Below are 15,643 nucleotides of genomic sequence, written 5' to 3' on the forward strand. Positions count from 1 at the left end.
CGGGCATCGCCCGACATAAATGCTGATGGTTTGTGCGGGATGGCTCACAAGCTTCGATGTAACAGGATACGTTGTCGCTGCTTGTCCATTGTCGATTTAACCTATTGCCTCCGGCCGCCTGGAAACGAAAAAAATCATTACCAAGGAGTTTCATGATGAAAAAAACAACCGGTTTGCTCACAGCCCTTATCGTGGTGCTGGGGATCTCTGGCCCGGTCATGGCCAAAGACACCCTGGCCCTGGTGGTCTCCACCCTCAACAACCCGTTTTTCGTCACCATGAAAGACGGGGCAGAGACAAAAGCCGCCGAGCTGGGCGTCTCCCTCATCGTGCTGGATTCCCAGAACGACCCCAGCAAAGAGCTGGCCAACGTGGAGGACCTCACTGTTCGCGGCGTCAAGGCCATCCTCATCAACCCCACGGACTCCGATGCGGTCTCCAACGCCATCCGCATGATCAACAGGACCAAGACCCCTGTCCTCACCCTTGACCGGGGCGCCAGCCGGGGCAAGGTGGCCAGCCACATCGCCTCTGACAACGTCCAGGGAGGCGCCATGGCAGGTGATTTCATCGCAGCCAGGCTGGGCAAAGGGGCCAAGGTGATCCAGCTTGAAGGCCTGGCAGGCACCTCCGCCGCCCGGGACCGTGGCAAAGGGTTCCTCACATCCGCCAAGGCCAACGGACTCACCATCATCGCCAGCCAGCCCGCTGACTTCGACCGTACCAAAGGCCTCAACGTCATGGAGAACCTCCTGGCCGCCCACGGCGATGTCCAGGCCGTCTTCGCCCAGAACGATGAAATGGCCTTAGGCGCCATCCGCGCCCTGCAAGCAGCCAATAAAAAAGCCCTGGTCGTGGGCTTTGACGGCACCGAAGACGGCATCAAAGCCGTCCAGCGCGGCGACATGGCCGCCACCATCGCCCAGCAACCCGCCCTTATCGGCGCCCTGGGCGTGGAAACCGCTGTGGGCGTCCTCAAAGGCAACGCCGTGGATCCGTATATTCCCGTGCCGTTGAAGGTCATTACAGAGTAAAAAGCTAAACGCATGCCTCCGGCGGCCCTGCCGGGGGCCAAACTTTTGAAAAGTTTGACAAACAGGTTTTGTGAATGAAATGGGCCTCTCCGGCAGAAACGGCCGCCACATGTCACACACCACGCGAATGCCCCGAAAGCCTTCGCATGGTGTCTGCCTCCATGCATTCGCCACAGGGTTTCCAGGTGCCCCCACCTGGCCGCCGGAGGCTGGCTTTTTGAGCCGACGTTAACCATAGAAAGCCAGCTTTTAAGTTAAATACTTGGGAGAGATATGGGATGAGAGATAAGCCGTTGGTTGTGTTGGGCAGTGTCAACGCCGACCATATATTGCAGGTAAAGGAGCTTCCCCGGCCCGGGGAAACGGTGACGGGCCACGGGTATCGGGTGGTGCCCGGGGGCAAGGGGGCGAACCAGGCGGTGGCGGCCGTGAGGCTCGGGGCAAGGACCGCCTTTATCGCCTGTGTGGGGGAAGACGACTTTGGTCGCCGCATGAAGGATGCCTTTCAGGCCAAGGGCATGGACATCCAAGGGGTGATGACCGAGGAGGCCATGCCCACGGGCATGGCCATGATCTTTGTGGCGGAGAGCGGGGAAAACTGCATCGGCATCTCGCCCGAGGCCAACGCCTGCCTGACGCCCGAACGCCTGGCCCCGCACCTGGGGCTCATCCGAAGGGCCTCGGCCCTTCTCATGCAACTGGAAACCCCCATGGAGACGGTGATCATGGCCGCAGAAGAGGCAAAAAAAGCAGGGGTGCCCGTGGCCCTGAACCCGGCCCCGGCCCGCCCCCTTTCCAAAGAGCTCCTAAAACACCTTACCATGATCACCCCCAACGAAACCGAAGCCGCTTCCCTCACCGGCATCACTATCCACGACGCCGCCAGCGCCATGGAAGCCGCCGCCTGCCTCCACGACATGGGGGTGGACACGGCCATCATCACCTTAGGCTCCAAAGGCGCCTTTGTGAGTGCCAAGGGCAGGGGTGCCGTGGTCCCCGGATTCCACGTCACCCCCGTGGACACCACCGCCGCCGGGGACACCTTCAACGGCGCCCTCATGGCGGCCCTCCAGCGGGGCGAACAACTCGCCGAAGCCGTCACCTTTGCCCACGCCGCAGCCGCCCTCTCGGTCACGCGCATGGGGGCCCAGACCTCCATCCCCACGCGCAAGGAGGCCGAGGATTTTCTCCGAAAGCAAAGGTAGTTACCACCCAGCCGTCGGCCACGCGGCTCATGTAGGGTGTGCTTGCGCACCATGCCCGGGAAACCTACCCCTTTGCCATGCCTATGAGATGCAAGGGGCTCACACGCGCATCGGCTTCCACGGTCGATTCGGCCCTTCGGCGGTGCGCAAGCGCACCCTTGTGTTAGCGTTTATGTCATTCTATGCTTCAGAGGCAATTCGGCCAGGGCCTTTCAGCGTCACCCCATGGTGCCAACGAAAGGAGCCCGAAGGGCGACTGGAGTTGGCACCATGGGGTGACGCTGAGCACCTCCGGTGCAGCCAGGCCCCCAAGCAACTTATGGCAATGTATGTCGTGCCACATTTAACTCGGTAATAATCCAGAAAATCGCATGCCGTGCGCACCCTTGGGCACAAGCCCGTGACGTAGATTATGCAGCGATTTTCTTCTCCAGCGAAAGATCGAACAGTATCTTTGGCTCGGTATAACCGACAGCCCGCACTCACAAGGTTGATCACGCAGGGAGGATTCTTTGAAAACAGCTATAGGTATTGACGTTTCCAAGGCCAAGTTGGATGTTGCCCTACGCCTTTCCAACGGTAAATTTCGAAGTAAAGTTGTCAAAAATGATGCCAGTGGTTTCAAACAACTCAGCACATGGATAGCTCGTCAAAAATCTGAGCCATTGCCACATGTTTGCATGGAGGCCACCGGCGTTTACTGGGAGGATCTTGCTGATTACCTACACCAGAAGGGGCATCCTGTCTCTGTCATGAATCCGTTGCAAATTAAATCATATGCAACTTCAATGTTGATTCGGACAAAGACTGATGCTGTGGATTCTCGAATTATTGCCGAGTTTTGCGCCAATCAAAACCCAGCATTATGGACGCCTCCTCCCCTTTCCGTCAAAAAAGTACGTGCTCTCATTGCAAGGCGTGAGGCCCTTATCTCTATGATCTCACAGGAAAACAACCGATTGCATGTTGCTAACGATGCCGTAAAAAGCAGCATTGAGTCTGTTATTCTCCATCTCAAGACTGAGCTTAAAGAGATTGAAAAGAAAATAAAACAGGTCATTGATGATGATCCAGATCTCAAGGCAAAAAAAGACCTTTTTGGATTCAATACCGGGACTTGGGAAAGTCACAGTGCCTGTTCTCCTCTCCATTCTTGCTGGTGCACACAACTTCAAAACAGCTCGCCAAGTTGCTGCTTTTGTTGGGTTAGACCCACGTCACCATGAATCTGGTTCCAGTGTTAAGATGAAGCAACGGATTTCGAAAGTTGGCCATAAATCAATTAGAAAAGCCTTATATATGCCTGCAATGGTTACCATTTACAGAACAGAGTGGGGTGGCCGATTCAAAGAGCGACTCCTTGCATCTGGCAAGGCACCAAAGGTAATCATCACTGCTATGATGAGAAAGTTAATCCATGTTGCATTTGGTGTTTTAAAAAAACAAACGCCTTTTGACCATTCACTACATAATGCGTGACTTTGACAGTATCTACCCCGATTCCCCGAAATTTCCCGCATGACATGGCATATCGGCCCCACCCCAATCATGGGGATACACCCCTTGTGCAACGTACCGATGATAAGTCGACCACGGCCACTTCGAAACCACCTCAACCACGCCATGCTTCACCGGGTTGTAATGGATATAATCCATGTGCGTTTCAAAATCACGGTCGTCGCGGATCCGATGCTCCCAGAACCGCCGTTGCCAGATCGTTCCTTCACCCCGGCGCGACCGCGATTCGGACATCATCTCATCCCGATAAAAGCACGTTTCGCAAGAAGCCGTCACATGCTGCTTGATCTTTGCCCACCGGAGGCTGAAATCCCCGTCTCCCATCGGCAGGGTCCAGATGCAATGCAAATGGTCGGGAAGAAGCACCCACGCGTCGATGGTAAACGGAGAAACAGTCCTCACCCTCTCGATCCCTTCCCTCAAAGCCGTCCGGACAGGTTCCTCACACAAAATCGGCCGACGCATGTGGGTGACCACGGTGAAAAAAAGTGTGGCGCCAGCAATCTTCTCGCGTCGATAATTTGGCATTCTCCCTCCTTTTTTAATACCCACACAAGATACCAGTTTACATGACCGTTTCGGCGCTTCGGCGGTGCGCAAGCGCACCCTACCCACCACACCGTCGGTCACGCACCCTACCCTTCACCTCATTCCCCTTGCCCAACGCCACGCATCATGTTACCTCTTTCATCACAACACATTCCCCCCAATCCCCCCCTTTTTTGACAACATCCCCCTGCCCTTTTCCCACATCAAAGGAGACACCATGAAACGCGCCCTGTCCGTTCTGGCCCTCTGCCTTGTCATCGGCCTGATCCATGCGTCCCCTACCGCAGCTTTTTTTACCCGGGGCACCATCAACCGGGACCTGGCTTACGACCGCCTGGCCCTCACCCCGCCACCTTCGGGGGCGGCAACCTACCGGTCCAAGGCATCAGGGGTTATTGAAAACACCACCCGACAGAAAATTTCTCTCACCGCCGAGGTCTCGTTCTGCAACGTCTTTGGTGAGCCCCTGGGCACCGCCAAGGTTCGATGCACCATCCCTCCCATGAAAAAAAAGGCCTTCAAGGCCACCCTCAAGGGCAAGGTCCCGGTGGACATCAAGGACGCCCATCACGTGGAGTGGACCCTGCTTCGCATGACAAAAGACTGAAACCAAAAGCACGACAAATGAACATTTTATCATTTTGTTCATTTTTTCATTGACACCCAACCCTGAACACCGATAACCATGGAATATCTTATATCCATTCTCACATAGCGAAGTAAACCAAAGGAGGACCAGCCTATGACACCGGCCGCTCAGCAGGGGCTTGCCGCCCTGAGGGACACATCTCATTTTCAATGGACCCTTATTCCAATCCTTCTTCTCGTGATCTATGTCTACTCCGTGGAGATGGGCAAGGAAAACTGGAAGGTGGTCCTGGCGGGCCTTGCGTTCATCGGCATGGATTTCTTTAACGAACTCTGGAACGCCCTGGTCTTTCACTTCACCGGATACGCCCCGGTGTGGGGTGCCCCGGCAGACTCCAGCTACATCATCCTCATCGGCTGGAACATCGAAATTCTCTTTATGTTCATGGTGATGGGCGTGGCCGCGGTCAAGAGCCTTCCCGCCGACAAGGACAAAAAAATCCTGGGAGTCCCTAACCGCTCCTTCTACATCATCCTCTTCACAACGGCCTGCGTGGTGGTGGAATGCGTGCTCAACGCCATCGGGGCCCTCACCTGGGACTGGGCCTGGTGGAGCATCAAGTTTCCCATTTTTATCTTCCTCATCGGCTACCTCCCCTTCTTCGTCGTCTCCTTCTGGGTCCACGACATGGAAACCGACCGGCAGCGTGTCAAGGTGGTCTCCTCCATCCTTGCCTTTGATTTTGCCTGTGCAGCGGTCTTCGGAGGCCTGGGCTGGATTTAAAAAAACCTGCCTCCGGCGGCGAGGTGAGCCACCTCGAAAGCATATTGCCCTTGCGCTTTGTCCCGGGTATCGCCCGACAGAAACGCTGATGGTTTGTGCGGGCTGGCTTACACGCTTCGAAGAAACAGGATACGTTGTCGCTACTTGCCCATTGGCGATTTAACCTCACGGTCTCCTGCATCACGGGTTGATGCCCCAGCTCGGGTCTGGCCTCACCCCTCGATCTCGGGGTGAGGCCAGTCACATGAGTTCATAAATTGTGTCCGGCGTTCGTCTACCAGCTGTGCCGCTCTTCTTTACACCCTGCCAATCCTCCTGACAGATAAATCCCACCGTCACCGAAGCCACAGGCCCTACGCCTCGATTAGCCCCTTATTTCACGTCACTTCCCTCCGCAGAAGCCATGCCCGCCCTTGGTATGCAACTTGCTCACTGGTCAGTCGTAAGACTTGAACGAAATGATGATTGACCATGGTGGAGATACACATGCCAAAGCAGCTTACCATCAGGCAAAAAGCGGTCGTCCTGCTCATCGGTATAACGGTGGGCGTTTCCATTATCTGCATCCATTCCAACCTGGCCATGGGTGGGATCGTTGCCATCGATCAAACCCTGGGACTCCTGGAGGGAATGAACACCCGCATCCTGGAGTGCAGGCGGCAGGAAAAAAACTTTCAACTTCGCGGGTTCAAAGCCCATGGCAAGGACACAAGAAACTCCCTGGAAAAATGGGAAGCCCACTGCAAGATCATCCTGGAGTTGCTGGACCGTGCAGGCCGCGCGGTGCCTGCGGTGTACCGGGAACCCCTTGCCCGGGCCACAGGGGAGATTCATGCCTACATCACCGATTTCCGCCATTTGACCACCCTTTACGGCACCCCGGATTACCAGGTGCGAAAAACCGAGCTGGAACCGGTCATGGTCGCCCATGCCCGGTCCTGCCAGACCATCACAGCCGATATCGCAGCACGGGAAAAAAACAGAAAACAAACCCTTATCACGCGGTCCAGGCGCTTGAACCTGGGCGTAGGAATCGTGGTCATCTCCAGCCTGGTGCTTTTGGGTAGCGTTCTCATCAAAAAACTGGTGCAGCCGGTGCGGGTGCTCTCCGGGGCACTGGAAGACATCGCCTCAAAGGACGGCAACCTCACCGTCCGCCTCCCCGTGAAAAACCGGGATGAGATCGGCAAGCTGGCCCACTGGTTCAACGTCTTTGTGGGCAACATCCACGCCATTGTCGGGGAGGTGTCCAGGGAGACAGACGCTCTGGTCTCTGCCTCGGCCAATTTGGACGCCATCTCCGGTATCATGACTCGCAGCGCCGAAAGCACCGCCAACCGCTCCGGCACCGTTGCTGCGGCAGGGGCCCAGATGAGCGCCACCTTAAGCGCCATCGTCACGGCCTCCGAAGAGGCCACCGCCAACCTCACACGGGTGGCTGCGGCCACCGAAGAGATGCAGGCTGCAATGGACAACATCGCCTCCAAAACAAAAAAGGCGAGATCCATTTCGGAGCGCGCCGTATCCACCGCCGGAGCCTCTTCCTCAAGGATCCGGGAACTCACCCAATCGGCCACGGACATTAGCCACGTGGCCGAAACCATCACCGAAATATCCAACCAGACCAACCTCCTGGCCTTAAACGCCACCATCGAAGCCTCCAGGGCCGGTGCCGCAGGCAAAGGATTTGCCGTGGTGGCCAACGAAATCAAAGCCCTGTCCAAACAGACCGCCGAAGCCACCCTGGGCATCCACGATCACCTGTCGGGCATGCAGAAAACCACCCGGATCACGGCAGAGGGCATCGAAGACATCGCTCAAATTATCCACGACATCGACACCATCATCTCCGACATCGCCACAGCCGTGGACCAGCAATCCGCCGCCACCCGGGAGGTTGTGGGGCGCCTGGCCCGAACCTCCGGACGCATTGAGGGAGTCAACGGCAACCTGGCCGAAGGCACCATCGCCGCCCAGGAGATCGCAGGGGATATCTCGGAAATCGACGGAGCCTCCCGGGATATCCTTCAAACCGCCGTCTCCGTGGGACGGGACGCCGATGCCCTGGCAGACATCGGCTCCCGCCTCAAAAAAAGAATCGCCACATTCAGCATATAAAAAACGGTAACTATTCAGTTTGCCTCCGGCGGGTCGCTTTTTTGAAAAAAAGCTCCGCAAAAAACTTTCCAAATACACCCGCCCTTTGTTTTGATCGCCCCGAAGGGCGATCAAAACAAAGGGCGGGTGCAAAAATAACGAATGTCTTTCGGCGAAGCCTGGAATGATTTTTTTTAAGGCCTGTTTGTCAAGCTTTTCAAAAGCTTGGCCCCCGGCAGGGCCGCCGGAGGCATGCTTTTTCCAGAAACATTGACCATAGACGGCACATCATTACGCCTTGAACCACCAGCGCTGGGCACATCGGAACCCGTCCAGCTCCCAGTTCACCGCCGGCTTGTTGAGCCCGATCTTGCTGCTTGCAGCGGCAATGTCCATGCCGAAGACCGGGATGATGACCCCGCCTTCGTCCCTGACCAGGCGCTGCATCTCTCCGTACTGCTGCTTTCGCCTGGCCTCGTCGAGTTCGCCCCTGGCCGACACCAGGAGTTCGTTGAACCGCTTGTGCTTCCAGTTGGTGTCGTTCCACGCGGCGTTGTCGGCATAGGCGGTGGAGAACATCATGTCCTCGGTGACACGCCCGCCCCAGAAGACGGCGCAAAAGGGCTTCTTGAGCCAGACATTGCTCCAGTAACCGTCGTTGGGCTCACGCACCACGTTCAGATCGATGCCTGCCTTTGCCGCGCTCTCTTTGAAGAGAACCCCGGCATCCACGGCACCAGGAAAAGCGGCATCGGCCACGTGAAGGCCTACCTTCAGGTTGTCCATCCCCGCTTTCTTCAGGTAGTGTTTTGCCTTGTCCGGATCGTACACCCGCTGGGGCAGGTCCCCTGCGTGATACCGGTTGCCGGTGCTGATGGGGTGGTCGTTACCCACCACGGCGTACCCGCGGAACACGGTCTTTACCAGTTGCTCACGATCCACGGCGTGCTTCAGGGCCATGCGTACGTTGTTGTCGGCATAGGGCGCCACGTCCGTGTGCATGGCAAAGGTGTAGTGCCTGTAGCCCGTCTGCTTGATGAGCTGAAGGCCGGGCGTGCGCTCCAGGAAGCGAAGGGTCTTGAGCTCACACCGGTTGATCAGATCCACCTGACCGGTTTTCAGGGCGTTGGTGCGTGCATTGATGTCGTTGATGGCAAGGGTCTCCACTTCGTCGAACCAGCCCCTGTCGTCCCGGAAGTAATCGGCATTTCGCACGGTGAGGCTGCGGACCCCGGGTTCAAAGGCCTTGAGGCGATACACGCCGGTGAAGATCCCGTCGGTGCCGTCGTGGCCTTCGGGGACGATGACCAGGTGGTAGTCCGTGAGGATGTAGGGGAAATCGGCGTTGGGGGAGGCAAGCTCCATGCGCACGGTGTAGGCATCCTCTTTGACGATCTCCTTGATGGGCTTCACAATGGCCTTGGCCGCTGAGGTGCTCTTCTCGCCCCGATGCAGGTTGATGGAGTGGATTACGTCATCGGCGGTCATGGTCTTGCCGTTGTGGAAGGTCACCCCTTTGCGCAGGCGGAACACCCAGGTGGCGGCATCGGCCGAGGCTTCATAACTCTCGGCAAGCTCGGGAACGGCACGCCCTTCGTTGTCGATCTCCATGAGGCTGTTGCCCAGCTGCCCGTAGACAAGGGTCTGGATCATCATGTCCGTCATCACCGCGGGTGAAAGCGTATCCGTGGTGGAGGCGCCCCCCATGCCCACGCGCAGGCGACCTCCCCGCGTAGGTCCCTGTGCGGCCTGTGCCCCCAGGGGAAAGATGGACGGAGCAACGGCCAGGGCAAGCCCCAGTGTTGCTGTGCGTCGCATGAACTCTCGGCGCGAGATGCGCCCCTTCTCCAACTGTGTTTCCAACTCCTTTAATGCATGCATACGTCTTTACAGATTCCTTTCTCCGGTGCGTATCGCACCGGGGTTGACGGCGCTGCCGAAAGCCAACGCCTGAAACATGAGTAAAGGTAACGGTTCAGCTCAATCTGCCTCAGACAGCCGGAAGGACCTTCACAGCGTGTGATGTGATATCCCGTAGTGCGCTTGCGCACCATTTTATCCGAAAACCAAGGTCTTTTGCCTTTTCTGTTCTGCGTGACCCCGGATATGGCTTTACATAACCGTTGCGGTCCTTCGGCGGTGCGCAAGCGCACCCTACCTCTGTTCTGCGTGACCCCGGGTTAGGGTGCGGGCAAAAACAATTGCACAAGAAAACGCTTCAGGCCGAATCCGCGTTCATGCGTATCGAGCCATCGTTTGTGATAAGGGCTATGCCCTAAAATATTTCTGCACCCACCGGAGGCAGGCTGAATAGTTACGTTTATTTTGTCCTAAGCCACGCTCCCTTCGAGGTAGTTATCGAGCCAGTCGGTGTCCATCTCCGGCACGGAAGCAAGAAGTTTTTCAGTGTAGGCATGGTGGGGCGGACTGAGGACGTCAGCCCGCGGGCCCTGCTCCACGATGCGCCCCTTGAGCATCACCACCACCTCGTCGGCGATGGCTTTCACGGTGTTGAGGTCGTGGGTGATGAACAGGTAAGCGACGCCAAGCTCCTTTTGCAGGCGCCGAAGGAGTGTCAGCACGGACTCGGCCACGAGCTGGTCCAGGGCCGAGGTCACCTCGTCGCAGATGATGAGATCGGGCTCGGCCGCCAGGGCCCGGGCGATGCAGACCCGCTGTTTTTCCCCGCCCGAAAGCTCGGAAGGGTAGCGTTGCAGGTAGACCTCGGGAAGCTCCACCATGGAAAGCAACTCACAGACGCGATCCCGCACCGCCTCTTTGTCCATACCGAAATAGAAGACAAGGGGCCGTCCGATGATTTCAAGGAGTGTCTGGCGCGGGTTTAAGGCCACATCGGGCATCTGGTAGATCATCTGGAGACGCCGTAAGGTCTCCCGGTCCCGTTGGGCTGTTTTGGGCTTGAGCAGGTCCCCCCCGAACCGGATCCGCCCCTTGGACGGGGGCAAAAGGCCGGTGATGACCCGGGCCAGGGTACTCTTGCCGCTGCCCGACTCCCCCACCACGGCCACGGTTTTTTGCCGCTCCACGTGAAGGGAAATCTCCTTGAGTACCCGCTCCCCTTTTTTGTACCCGGCGGTGATGCCGTCAACCTTCAAGAGCGTCTCACCTGCCTTCTTTCCTTTTCGATTTTTTCCTTTGTCCAGGCGCACGGAAATGAGATCCCGGGTGTAACTCTCTTTGGGGTCGTCCAAAAGGGCTTCGGCCTCCCCCTCCTCCACGAGGTTCCCATCTTTAAGTACCATGATCCGGTCCGCCATCTGGGCCACCACGGCCAGGTCGTGGCTGATGTAGATGGCGGCCGTGTTCTTATCGCGGATCACGTCCCGGATGGCGGCCAGCACCTCGATCTGGGTGGTCACATCCAGGGCGGTGGTGGGCTCGTCAAAGATGATGATGTCCGGGTCTGCGGCCATGGCCATGGCCACCATGGCCCGCTGGAGCTGGCCCCCGGAGACCTGGTGGGGATACCGGTACCCGATCTGGTCCGGCTGGGGAAGGTTGAGGCGATCGTAGAGCTTCACCGCCTTCTCCTCGGCCCGGGATTTTCCTGCGATGCCGTGCTGAAGGGGCACCTCGGTGAACTGACGGATCAGGGTATGGGCCGGGTTAAAGGAAGCTGCGGAACTCTGGGCCACATAAGCAATACGGGGCCCCCAGAGTTTTCGCCGCTTCGACGGGGACATGGTCATGAGGTCCATGCCGTCAAAGACGATGGAGCCTTTCGTCACTTCGCACCCGGAGCGAATGTACCCCATGGCCGCCAGGCCCAGCGTGGATTTTCCCGCCCCGGACTCGCCGATGAGCCCCAGCACCTCCCCCCGCTTGAGGGTAAGGTCGATGCCGTGGATGATCTCCTCCCGGCGCTCCCCCTGGCCCCCTGAAATATGGATATCGGTCATGGTAAGCATACCATTTTTCTTCTCTTTCTTCTGTGTTGCCATGCGTTGTCTCCTTTACTGCGCTGATTTGCCCTGCCTGTTGAGAAACCAGTCCACCACCAGGTTCACCCCGATGGTCAGGACGGCGATCACCGAAGCGGGCCAGAGGGCTACGGGGATCCCGAAGGTGATGGCTCCGGCGTTTTCCCGTACCATGCTCCCCCAGTCCGCGGCCGGTGGCTGAAAGCCAAGGCCCAGGAAACTCAAGGCGCTGATAAAAAGAAACACAAAGCAAAACCGCATGCCGAACTCGGCGATGAGGGGCGGCAGGGTGTTGGGCAGTATCTCCCGGCGCATGACCCACCAGAGCCCTTCGCCGCGCAGGCGGGCGGCCTCCACATAGGGCATCACCTCCACGTCCATGGCAACGGCCCGGGCCAGGCGAAACACCCGGGTGCAGTCCAGCAGGGAGAGGACCACCACCAGCACGGTCACCGAAGTGCCCATGACAGACAGCACCATAAGGGCGAAAATAAGGGGAGGAAAGGCCATGACGATATCCACGAGTCGCCCCAGGACCTGGTCCACCCACCCTTTCAAGGTGGCGGCGGCAAGGCCCAGAAACGTACCGGAGACAAAAGCAATGAAAGTGATCAGAAGGGCGATGCCGATGGTGTTTCTCGCGCCATAGATCAGGCGCGTCAGCATGTCCCGACCAATATGGTCGGTGCCCAGGAGATGGCCGGGCCCCATGGAGAGCCACACATCCCCCACCACCTCCGTCTCACCGTAAGGGGCCACATAAGGCCCCACCAAAAAGACAAAAAGATTCAGCGCGATGACCACCACCCCGAACAGGGCACTCGGCGGCATGCTCTTCAATGTATTTAAAACCTGTTTCATATCCCCCCCCTATTTCGGATGCCGCAGGCGCGGGTTGCTCACCATGGACAACACGTCCGCCGTCAGGTTCAGGCCCACGTAGGTCACGGCAAAAATCAGGCCGCTGGCCTGCACCACGGGCAAATCACGCTTGGAGACAGAGTCCACCAGGAGTTGTCCCAGCCCCGGATAGACAAAGACAACTTCCACCACCACCACCCCCACCACCAGGTAGGCAAGGTTCAGGGCGATGACGTTGATGATGGGAGCCAGGGCGTTGGGCAGGGCGTGGGCAAAGACAATCCGTCGCCGCGAGATGCCCTTGAGGCGGGCCATCTCGATGAAGGGAAGGTCCATCACATTGATGATGGCAGCGCGGGTCATGCGCATCATGTGGGCCAGGACCACCAAGGTCAGCGTGATGCAGGGAAGGGTAATGGTGTGCAGCTTCACCGCCAGGGACATGTCGCGGGTCAGGGTGGAGATGCTGGGAAAAAGAGCCAGGTTAACTGAAAATAGCGTAATGAGAATGTAGGCCACGAAAAACTCAGGAAAGGAGATGGCGCTCAACGTGGAGATGGAGAGAAACCGGTCCATCCAGGTGTCCCGGTACAATGCGGCGAGCATGCCGAGGCAGAGCGCCAGGGGAACGGCAATGAGGGCCGTGGTCGCCGCAAGGAACAGGGTGTTCTTGAACCGCCACCCGATGAGATCGGCGATGGGTTTTCCGCTGGCAAGGGAGTTTCCGAAGTCTCCCCTGACCACCTCAGACAGCCAGGTCCCGTACCGGACATGGGCCGGAAGGTCGAGGTTCAGTTCGGCGCGAAAGGCCGCTACGGTTTCCGGCAGGGCGTTCTGGCCCAGGACCGATTCGGCGAGATCCCCGGGAAGGGCCTCCACACCGACAAAAATAAGAACCGAGATCACCAGAAGGGTCCCGATACCGATGGCCAGTCGCCGGGCCACCATGCTTACCATTGGATTGTTGATAATACCATTCATAACACGCGCCATACGACCACCACGATCCATCACCCTTTTTTTCATAACAAAGTGGTCGATGCATGACACAAGACCCGGAATCCACCGGACCTCCTCTCTCCTTTCTTTTATGGTTTCCAAAGGAAAGTCAGGGACTTCTCCTTATCGCTTATCTGTAGCCCGGATCCTGGAACAGACACCTCAAAGGCCCAAAAACCATCCACGCAAGCCGCCCCAGAAACAGGACGCAGGAAAACCGGAGGGACCCAACACCGCAGCGATGGTTCCCAGGCTTTCGTGGAGATTTTGTCGCCTCCATAACTATAAACATTGATTTTTAAAATCTACTTAGCATACATAAAAGTTTATTCATTCACAAGGCAGGAACAAACACGCTCAAAAAGAAACCACTTGAACACATCTCCACCAAGGACGACCTTCTCCACCCAAAAACTCACGACGGCACACCCGGCGACAAATCGTTTTTGTCTTTTTTAACAACAACAAAAAGAAGGAAAAAAATCATGAGGAGGACAAAGGTGAGGGGAAAAACGAAGAAGGTATCCATGAAGAGGCGGTCTTGGAGGCCCTGGCCGGAAAGCCCGGGGGCGACAGAGACAAGGGAACGCCGCTCCATGGCGACGATCACGGCGTAAAGCAGGCCCAGGAAGCCGTAGGAGAGATTGTACGCCAGGCCTTTGAAGCTGAGCACCGTGGCCCGGGTTTCAGATGGGGCCAGGCGGTTCAGGTAATGGCTGACGAAAAAAGCCACCATGCTCATGGCCCCGAAGAGAACCAGGGCGGGAACAATCCCCAGGTAAGGGGGAAAAAAGGCCATCCAGGCAAGGCTGGCAAGGGTAAGGACTCCCAGCACCATCAGGTTGTAGCGTGGGGATCGGGTCTCGGCCAGCTGACGGGAGATCCTGGGCACCACGATGCCCAGGGCCGCCACCAGGGCACCGATAAGGCCGAAACTCGCTTCGGGGATGCCGATGACCCGGTAGTACTGGCTTGCCAGGGTGATCACCATGCGCATCACCCCGTCGAAGATCAGGCCCGCCAGGATCACCGTAAGGGCAAAGGAGGTGGTCAGGATCCAGCGCCCGGCTTCCAGGGTCTTTGCAAAAGCCTCCGCCGTGGAGGGCTGCTCTGTGTGATCCGGGTTGGCCGGTTCGGACATGGCCAGGGCACACCCAAGGGTCAGGATCCCGAAGACAAAAGTCAGCACAAGGGGAATGCGCAGGGTCAGGTCCTGGGTCACGGAGATCGCAAGGCCCAGAAAAGAGAAAACCCGCCCCATCACCTCAGGGTCGTACACCAGGCCGCCTAAGACCATGGCCACCACAAAGGCCACGGACTGAACCCGCATCTGGACCTCAAGCACCCGGCCCCAGTCTTCTTCCATCCCCTCTCGCTTGAGGGCATCATAGGCAAGGGCTTCGTCTGCTCCGCTGGCCGAGGCCTCGGCCAGACCGCTCAGGACCCGGTTCACCAGAAAAAGAGAAAAGAGGAGCCCTCCGCCGCGGATGGGGGCCACGCACAGGAGAAAAAGTTCCACCACCATCATGGCCCCGGTGGCCACCAGCAGGCGTTTGCGGCCGAGGGTGTCGGCAAGGGCCCCGGAGGGCACCTCCGACACCACGATAACGCCGGCCCACACGGCGTTGAGCAGGGCAAACTGTGAAACGGTGAGGCCGAAGTCAAGGAAGAGAATCGAAAACACGGGGTAGTAAAAACGGGCGGTAAAAAAAACACGAAAGGCGATGAAAAGACGAACGTTTCTGACGGAAAATGGTGACCTGACCGGCACATCATGCATGGCACATCCCCCTTGCCCGGGCATTTCATAAAAGCGATTAAAAAAAGTTAATACGCCGCCACAACAACCACTTACCCAAACATTTCAAGACATTCAAAAGCCCAAAATACAATTCACCGTTTTAGGTCTGTAAAATACCAGGAATTGGGCGACCCATCGGCAATCCCCGGTTAACAAAGAAAAAAACAACCCGAAAGCCTTAGCCGGGGGAACCCACCCCCTCATACGCAGGCAGATGCTCCACTGAAATCCCGGGGATCCCTTTTCTTCCCAAGACGTTACAACGG

Annotated in this window: 11 protein-coding genes and 1 pseudogene; 6 read left to right on the plus strand and 6 right to left on the minus strand. The window is 57.6% G+C overall.

The genetic code is table 11. The annotated features are described in order from the left end of the window. The first annotated feature begins 152 nt into the window (after nucleotides 1–152). The 3 genes and pseudogenes from rbsB to ACOYW0_RS05855 all read left to right on the plus strand — a co-directional run bounded on the left by rbsB (nucleotide 153) and on the right by ACOYW0_RS05855 (nucleotide 3,718). The gene (gene rbsB / locus ACOYW0_RS05845) at nucleotides 153–1,034 is read left to right on the plus strand and encodes a ribose ABC transporter substrate-binding protein RbsB (protein ID WP_482417615.1); all 882 of its coding nucleotides are present in this window, start codon (nucleotides 153–155) and stop codon (nucleotides 1,032–1,034) included. A 278-nt stretch (nucleotides 1,035–1,312) separates the two neighbouring features. Beyond that, nucleotides 1,313–2,239 carry a ribokinase gene (gene rbsK, locus ACOYW0_RS05850; protein WP_482417616.1) on the plus strand — a complete coding sequence of 309 codons (927 nt, stop codon included), beginning with the start codon at nucleotides 1,313–1,315 and terminating at the stop codon, nucleotides 2,237–2,239. Between the two features lie 512 nt (nucleotides 2,240–2,751). Then, nucleotides 2,752–3,718 (plus strand): annotated as a pseudogene (locus ACOYW0_RS05855) (IS110 family RNA-guided transposase). 12 nt (nucleotides 3,719–3,730) lie between these two features. On the opposite strand, the gene ACOYW0_RS05860 reads toward ACOYW0_RS05855, so the two are convergent. Next, nucleotides 3,731–4,285 carry an REP-associated tyrosine transposase gene (locus ACOYW0_RS05860; RefSeq protein ID WP_482417617.1) on the minus strand — a complete coding sequence of 185 codons (555 nt, stop codon included), beginning with the start codon at nucleotides 4,283–4,285 and terminating at the stop codon, nucleotides 3,731–3,733. 238 nt (nucleotides 4,286–4,523) lie between these two features. On the opposite strand from ACOYW0_RS05860, the gene ACOYW0_RS05865 reads away from it, so the two are divergent. From ACOYW0_RS05865 to ACOYW0_RS05875, 3 genes are all read left to right on the plus strand, one after another. Continuing rightward, complete coding sequence (locus ACOYW0_RS05865) at nucleotides 4,524–4,913, plus strand: hypothetical protein (RefSeq protein ID WP_482417618.1); 390 nt, start codon at nucleotides 4,524–4,526, stop codon at nucleotides 4,911–4,913. A 135-nt stretch (nucleotides 4,914–5,048) separates the two neighbouring features. Next, on the plus strand, nucleotides 5,049–5,678 hold the full coding sequence (locus ACOYW0_RS05870; RefSeq protein WP_482417619.1) for a hypothetical protein: 630 nt from the start codon (nucleotides 5,049–5,051) through the stop codon (nucleotides 5,676–5,678). Nucleotides 5,679–6,164: 486 nt separating this feature from the next. Continuing rightward, entirely contained in the window at nucleotides 6,165–7,796 is a 1,632-nt protein-coding gene (locus tag ACOYW0_RS05875; protein ID WP_482417620.1) for a methyl-accepting chemotaxis protein, read from the plus strand. A 270-nt stretch (nucleotides 7,797–8,066) separates the two neighbouring features. Here the strand turns inward: ACOYW0_RS05875 and ACOYW0_RS05880 are convergent, their stop codons facing one another. The 5 genes from ACOYW0_RS05880 to ACOYW0_RS05900 form a co-directional block, all read right to left on the minus strand. After that, nucleotides 8,067–9,656 carry an ABC transporter substrate-binding protein gene (locus ACOYW0_RS05880; RefSeq protein ID WP_482417621.1) on the minus strand — a complete coding sequence of 530 codons (1,590 nt, stop codon included), beginning with the start codon at nucleotides 9,654–9,656 and terminating at the stop codon, nucleotides 8,067–8,069. A gap of 449 nt (nucleotides 9,657–10,105) precedes the next feature. After that, on the minus strand, nucleotides 10,106–11,737 hold the full coding sequence (locus ACOYW0_RS05885; RefSeq protein WP_482417622.1) for an ABC transporter ATP-binding protein: 1,632 nt from the start codon (nucleotides 11,735–11,737) through the stop codon (nucleotides 10,106–10,108). A gap of 12 nt (nucleotides 11,738–11,749) precedes the next feature. Next, the gene (locus ACOYW0_RS05890; protein ID WP_482417623.1) at nucleotides 11,750–12,577 is read right to left on the minus strand and encodes an ABC transporter permease; all 828 of its coding nucleotides are present in this window, start codon (nucleotides 12,575–12,577) and stop codon (nucleotides 11,750–11,752) included. 9 nt (nucleotides 12,578–12,586) lie between these two features. Then, nucleotides 12,587–13,558: an ABC transporter permease gene (locus ACOYW0_RS05895; RefSeq protein WP_482417624.1), complete on the minus strand. Its 972-nt coding sequence runs from the start codon at nucleotides 13,556–13,558 to the stop codon at nucleotides 12,587–12,589. A 433-nt stretch (nucleotides 13,559–13,991) separates the two neighbouring features. Beyond that, nucleotides 13,992–15,356: an MFS transporter gene (locus tag ACOYW0_RS05900; RefSeq protein WP_482417625.1), complete on the minus strand. Its 1,365-nt coding sequence runs from the start codon at nucleotides 15,354–15,356 to the stop codon at nucleotides 13,992–13,994. Between the last annotated feature and the right edge of the window lie 287 nt (nucleotides 15,357–15,643).

The sequence above is a fragment of the Desulfoluna sp. HI9BLuna genome (genome assembly GCF_056829775.1).

Coding starts and splice junctions, on each gene's coding strand:
- rbsB (WP_482417615.1), top strand. CDS start 153: ATGATGAAAAAAACAACCGGTTTGCTCACAGCCCTTATCGTGGTGCTG.
- rbsK (WP_482417616.1), top strand. CDS start 1,313: ATGAGAGATAAGCCGTTGGTTGTGTTGGGCAGTGTCAACGCCGACCAT.
- ACOYW0_RS05860 (WP_482417617.1), bottom strand. CDS start 4,285: ATGCCAAATTATCGACGCGAGAAGATTGCTGGCGCCACACTTTTTTTC.
- ACOYW0_RS05865 (WP_482417618.1), top strand. CDS start 4,524: ATGAAACGCGCCCTGTCCGTTCTGGCCCTCTGCCTTGTCATCGGCCTG.
- ACOYW0_RS05870 (WP_482417619.1), top strand. CDS start 5,049: ATGACACCGGCCGCTCAGCAGGGGCTTGCCGCCCTGAGGGACACATCT.
- ACOYW0_RS05875 (WP_482417620.1), top strand. CDS start 6,165: ATGCCAAAGCAGCTTACCATCAGGCAAAAAGCGGTCGTCCTGCTCATC.
- ACOYW0_RS05880 (WP_482417621.1), bottom strand. CDS start 9,656: ATGCATGCATTAAAGGAGTTGGAAACACAGTTGGAGAAGGGGCGCATC.
- ACOYW0_RS05885 (WP_482417622.1), bottom strand. CDS start 11,737: ATGGCAACACAGAAGAAAGAGAAGAAAAATGGTATGCTTACCATGACC.
- ACOYW0_RS05890 (WP_482417623.1), bottom strand. CDS start 12,577: ATGAAACAGGTTTTAAATACATTGAAGAGCATGCCGCCGAGTGCCCTG.
- ACOYW0_RS05895 (WP_482417624.1), bottom strand. CDS start 13,558: ATGAATGGTATTATCAACAATCCAATGGTAAGCATGGTGGCCCGGCGA.
- ACOYW0_RS05900 (WP_482417625.1), bottom strand. CDS start 15,356: ATGCATGATGTGCCGGTCAGGTCACCATTTTCCGTCAGAAACGTTCGT.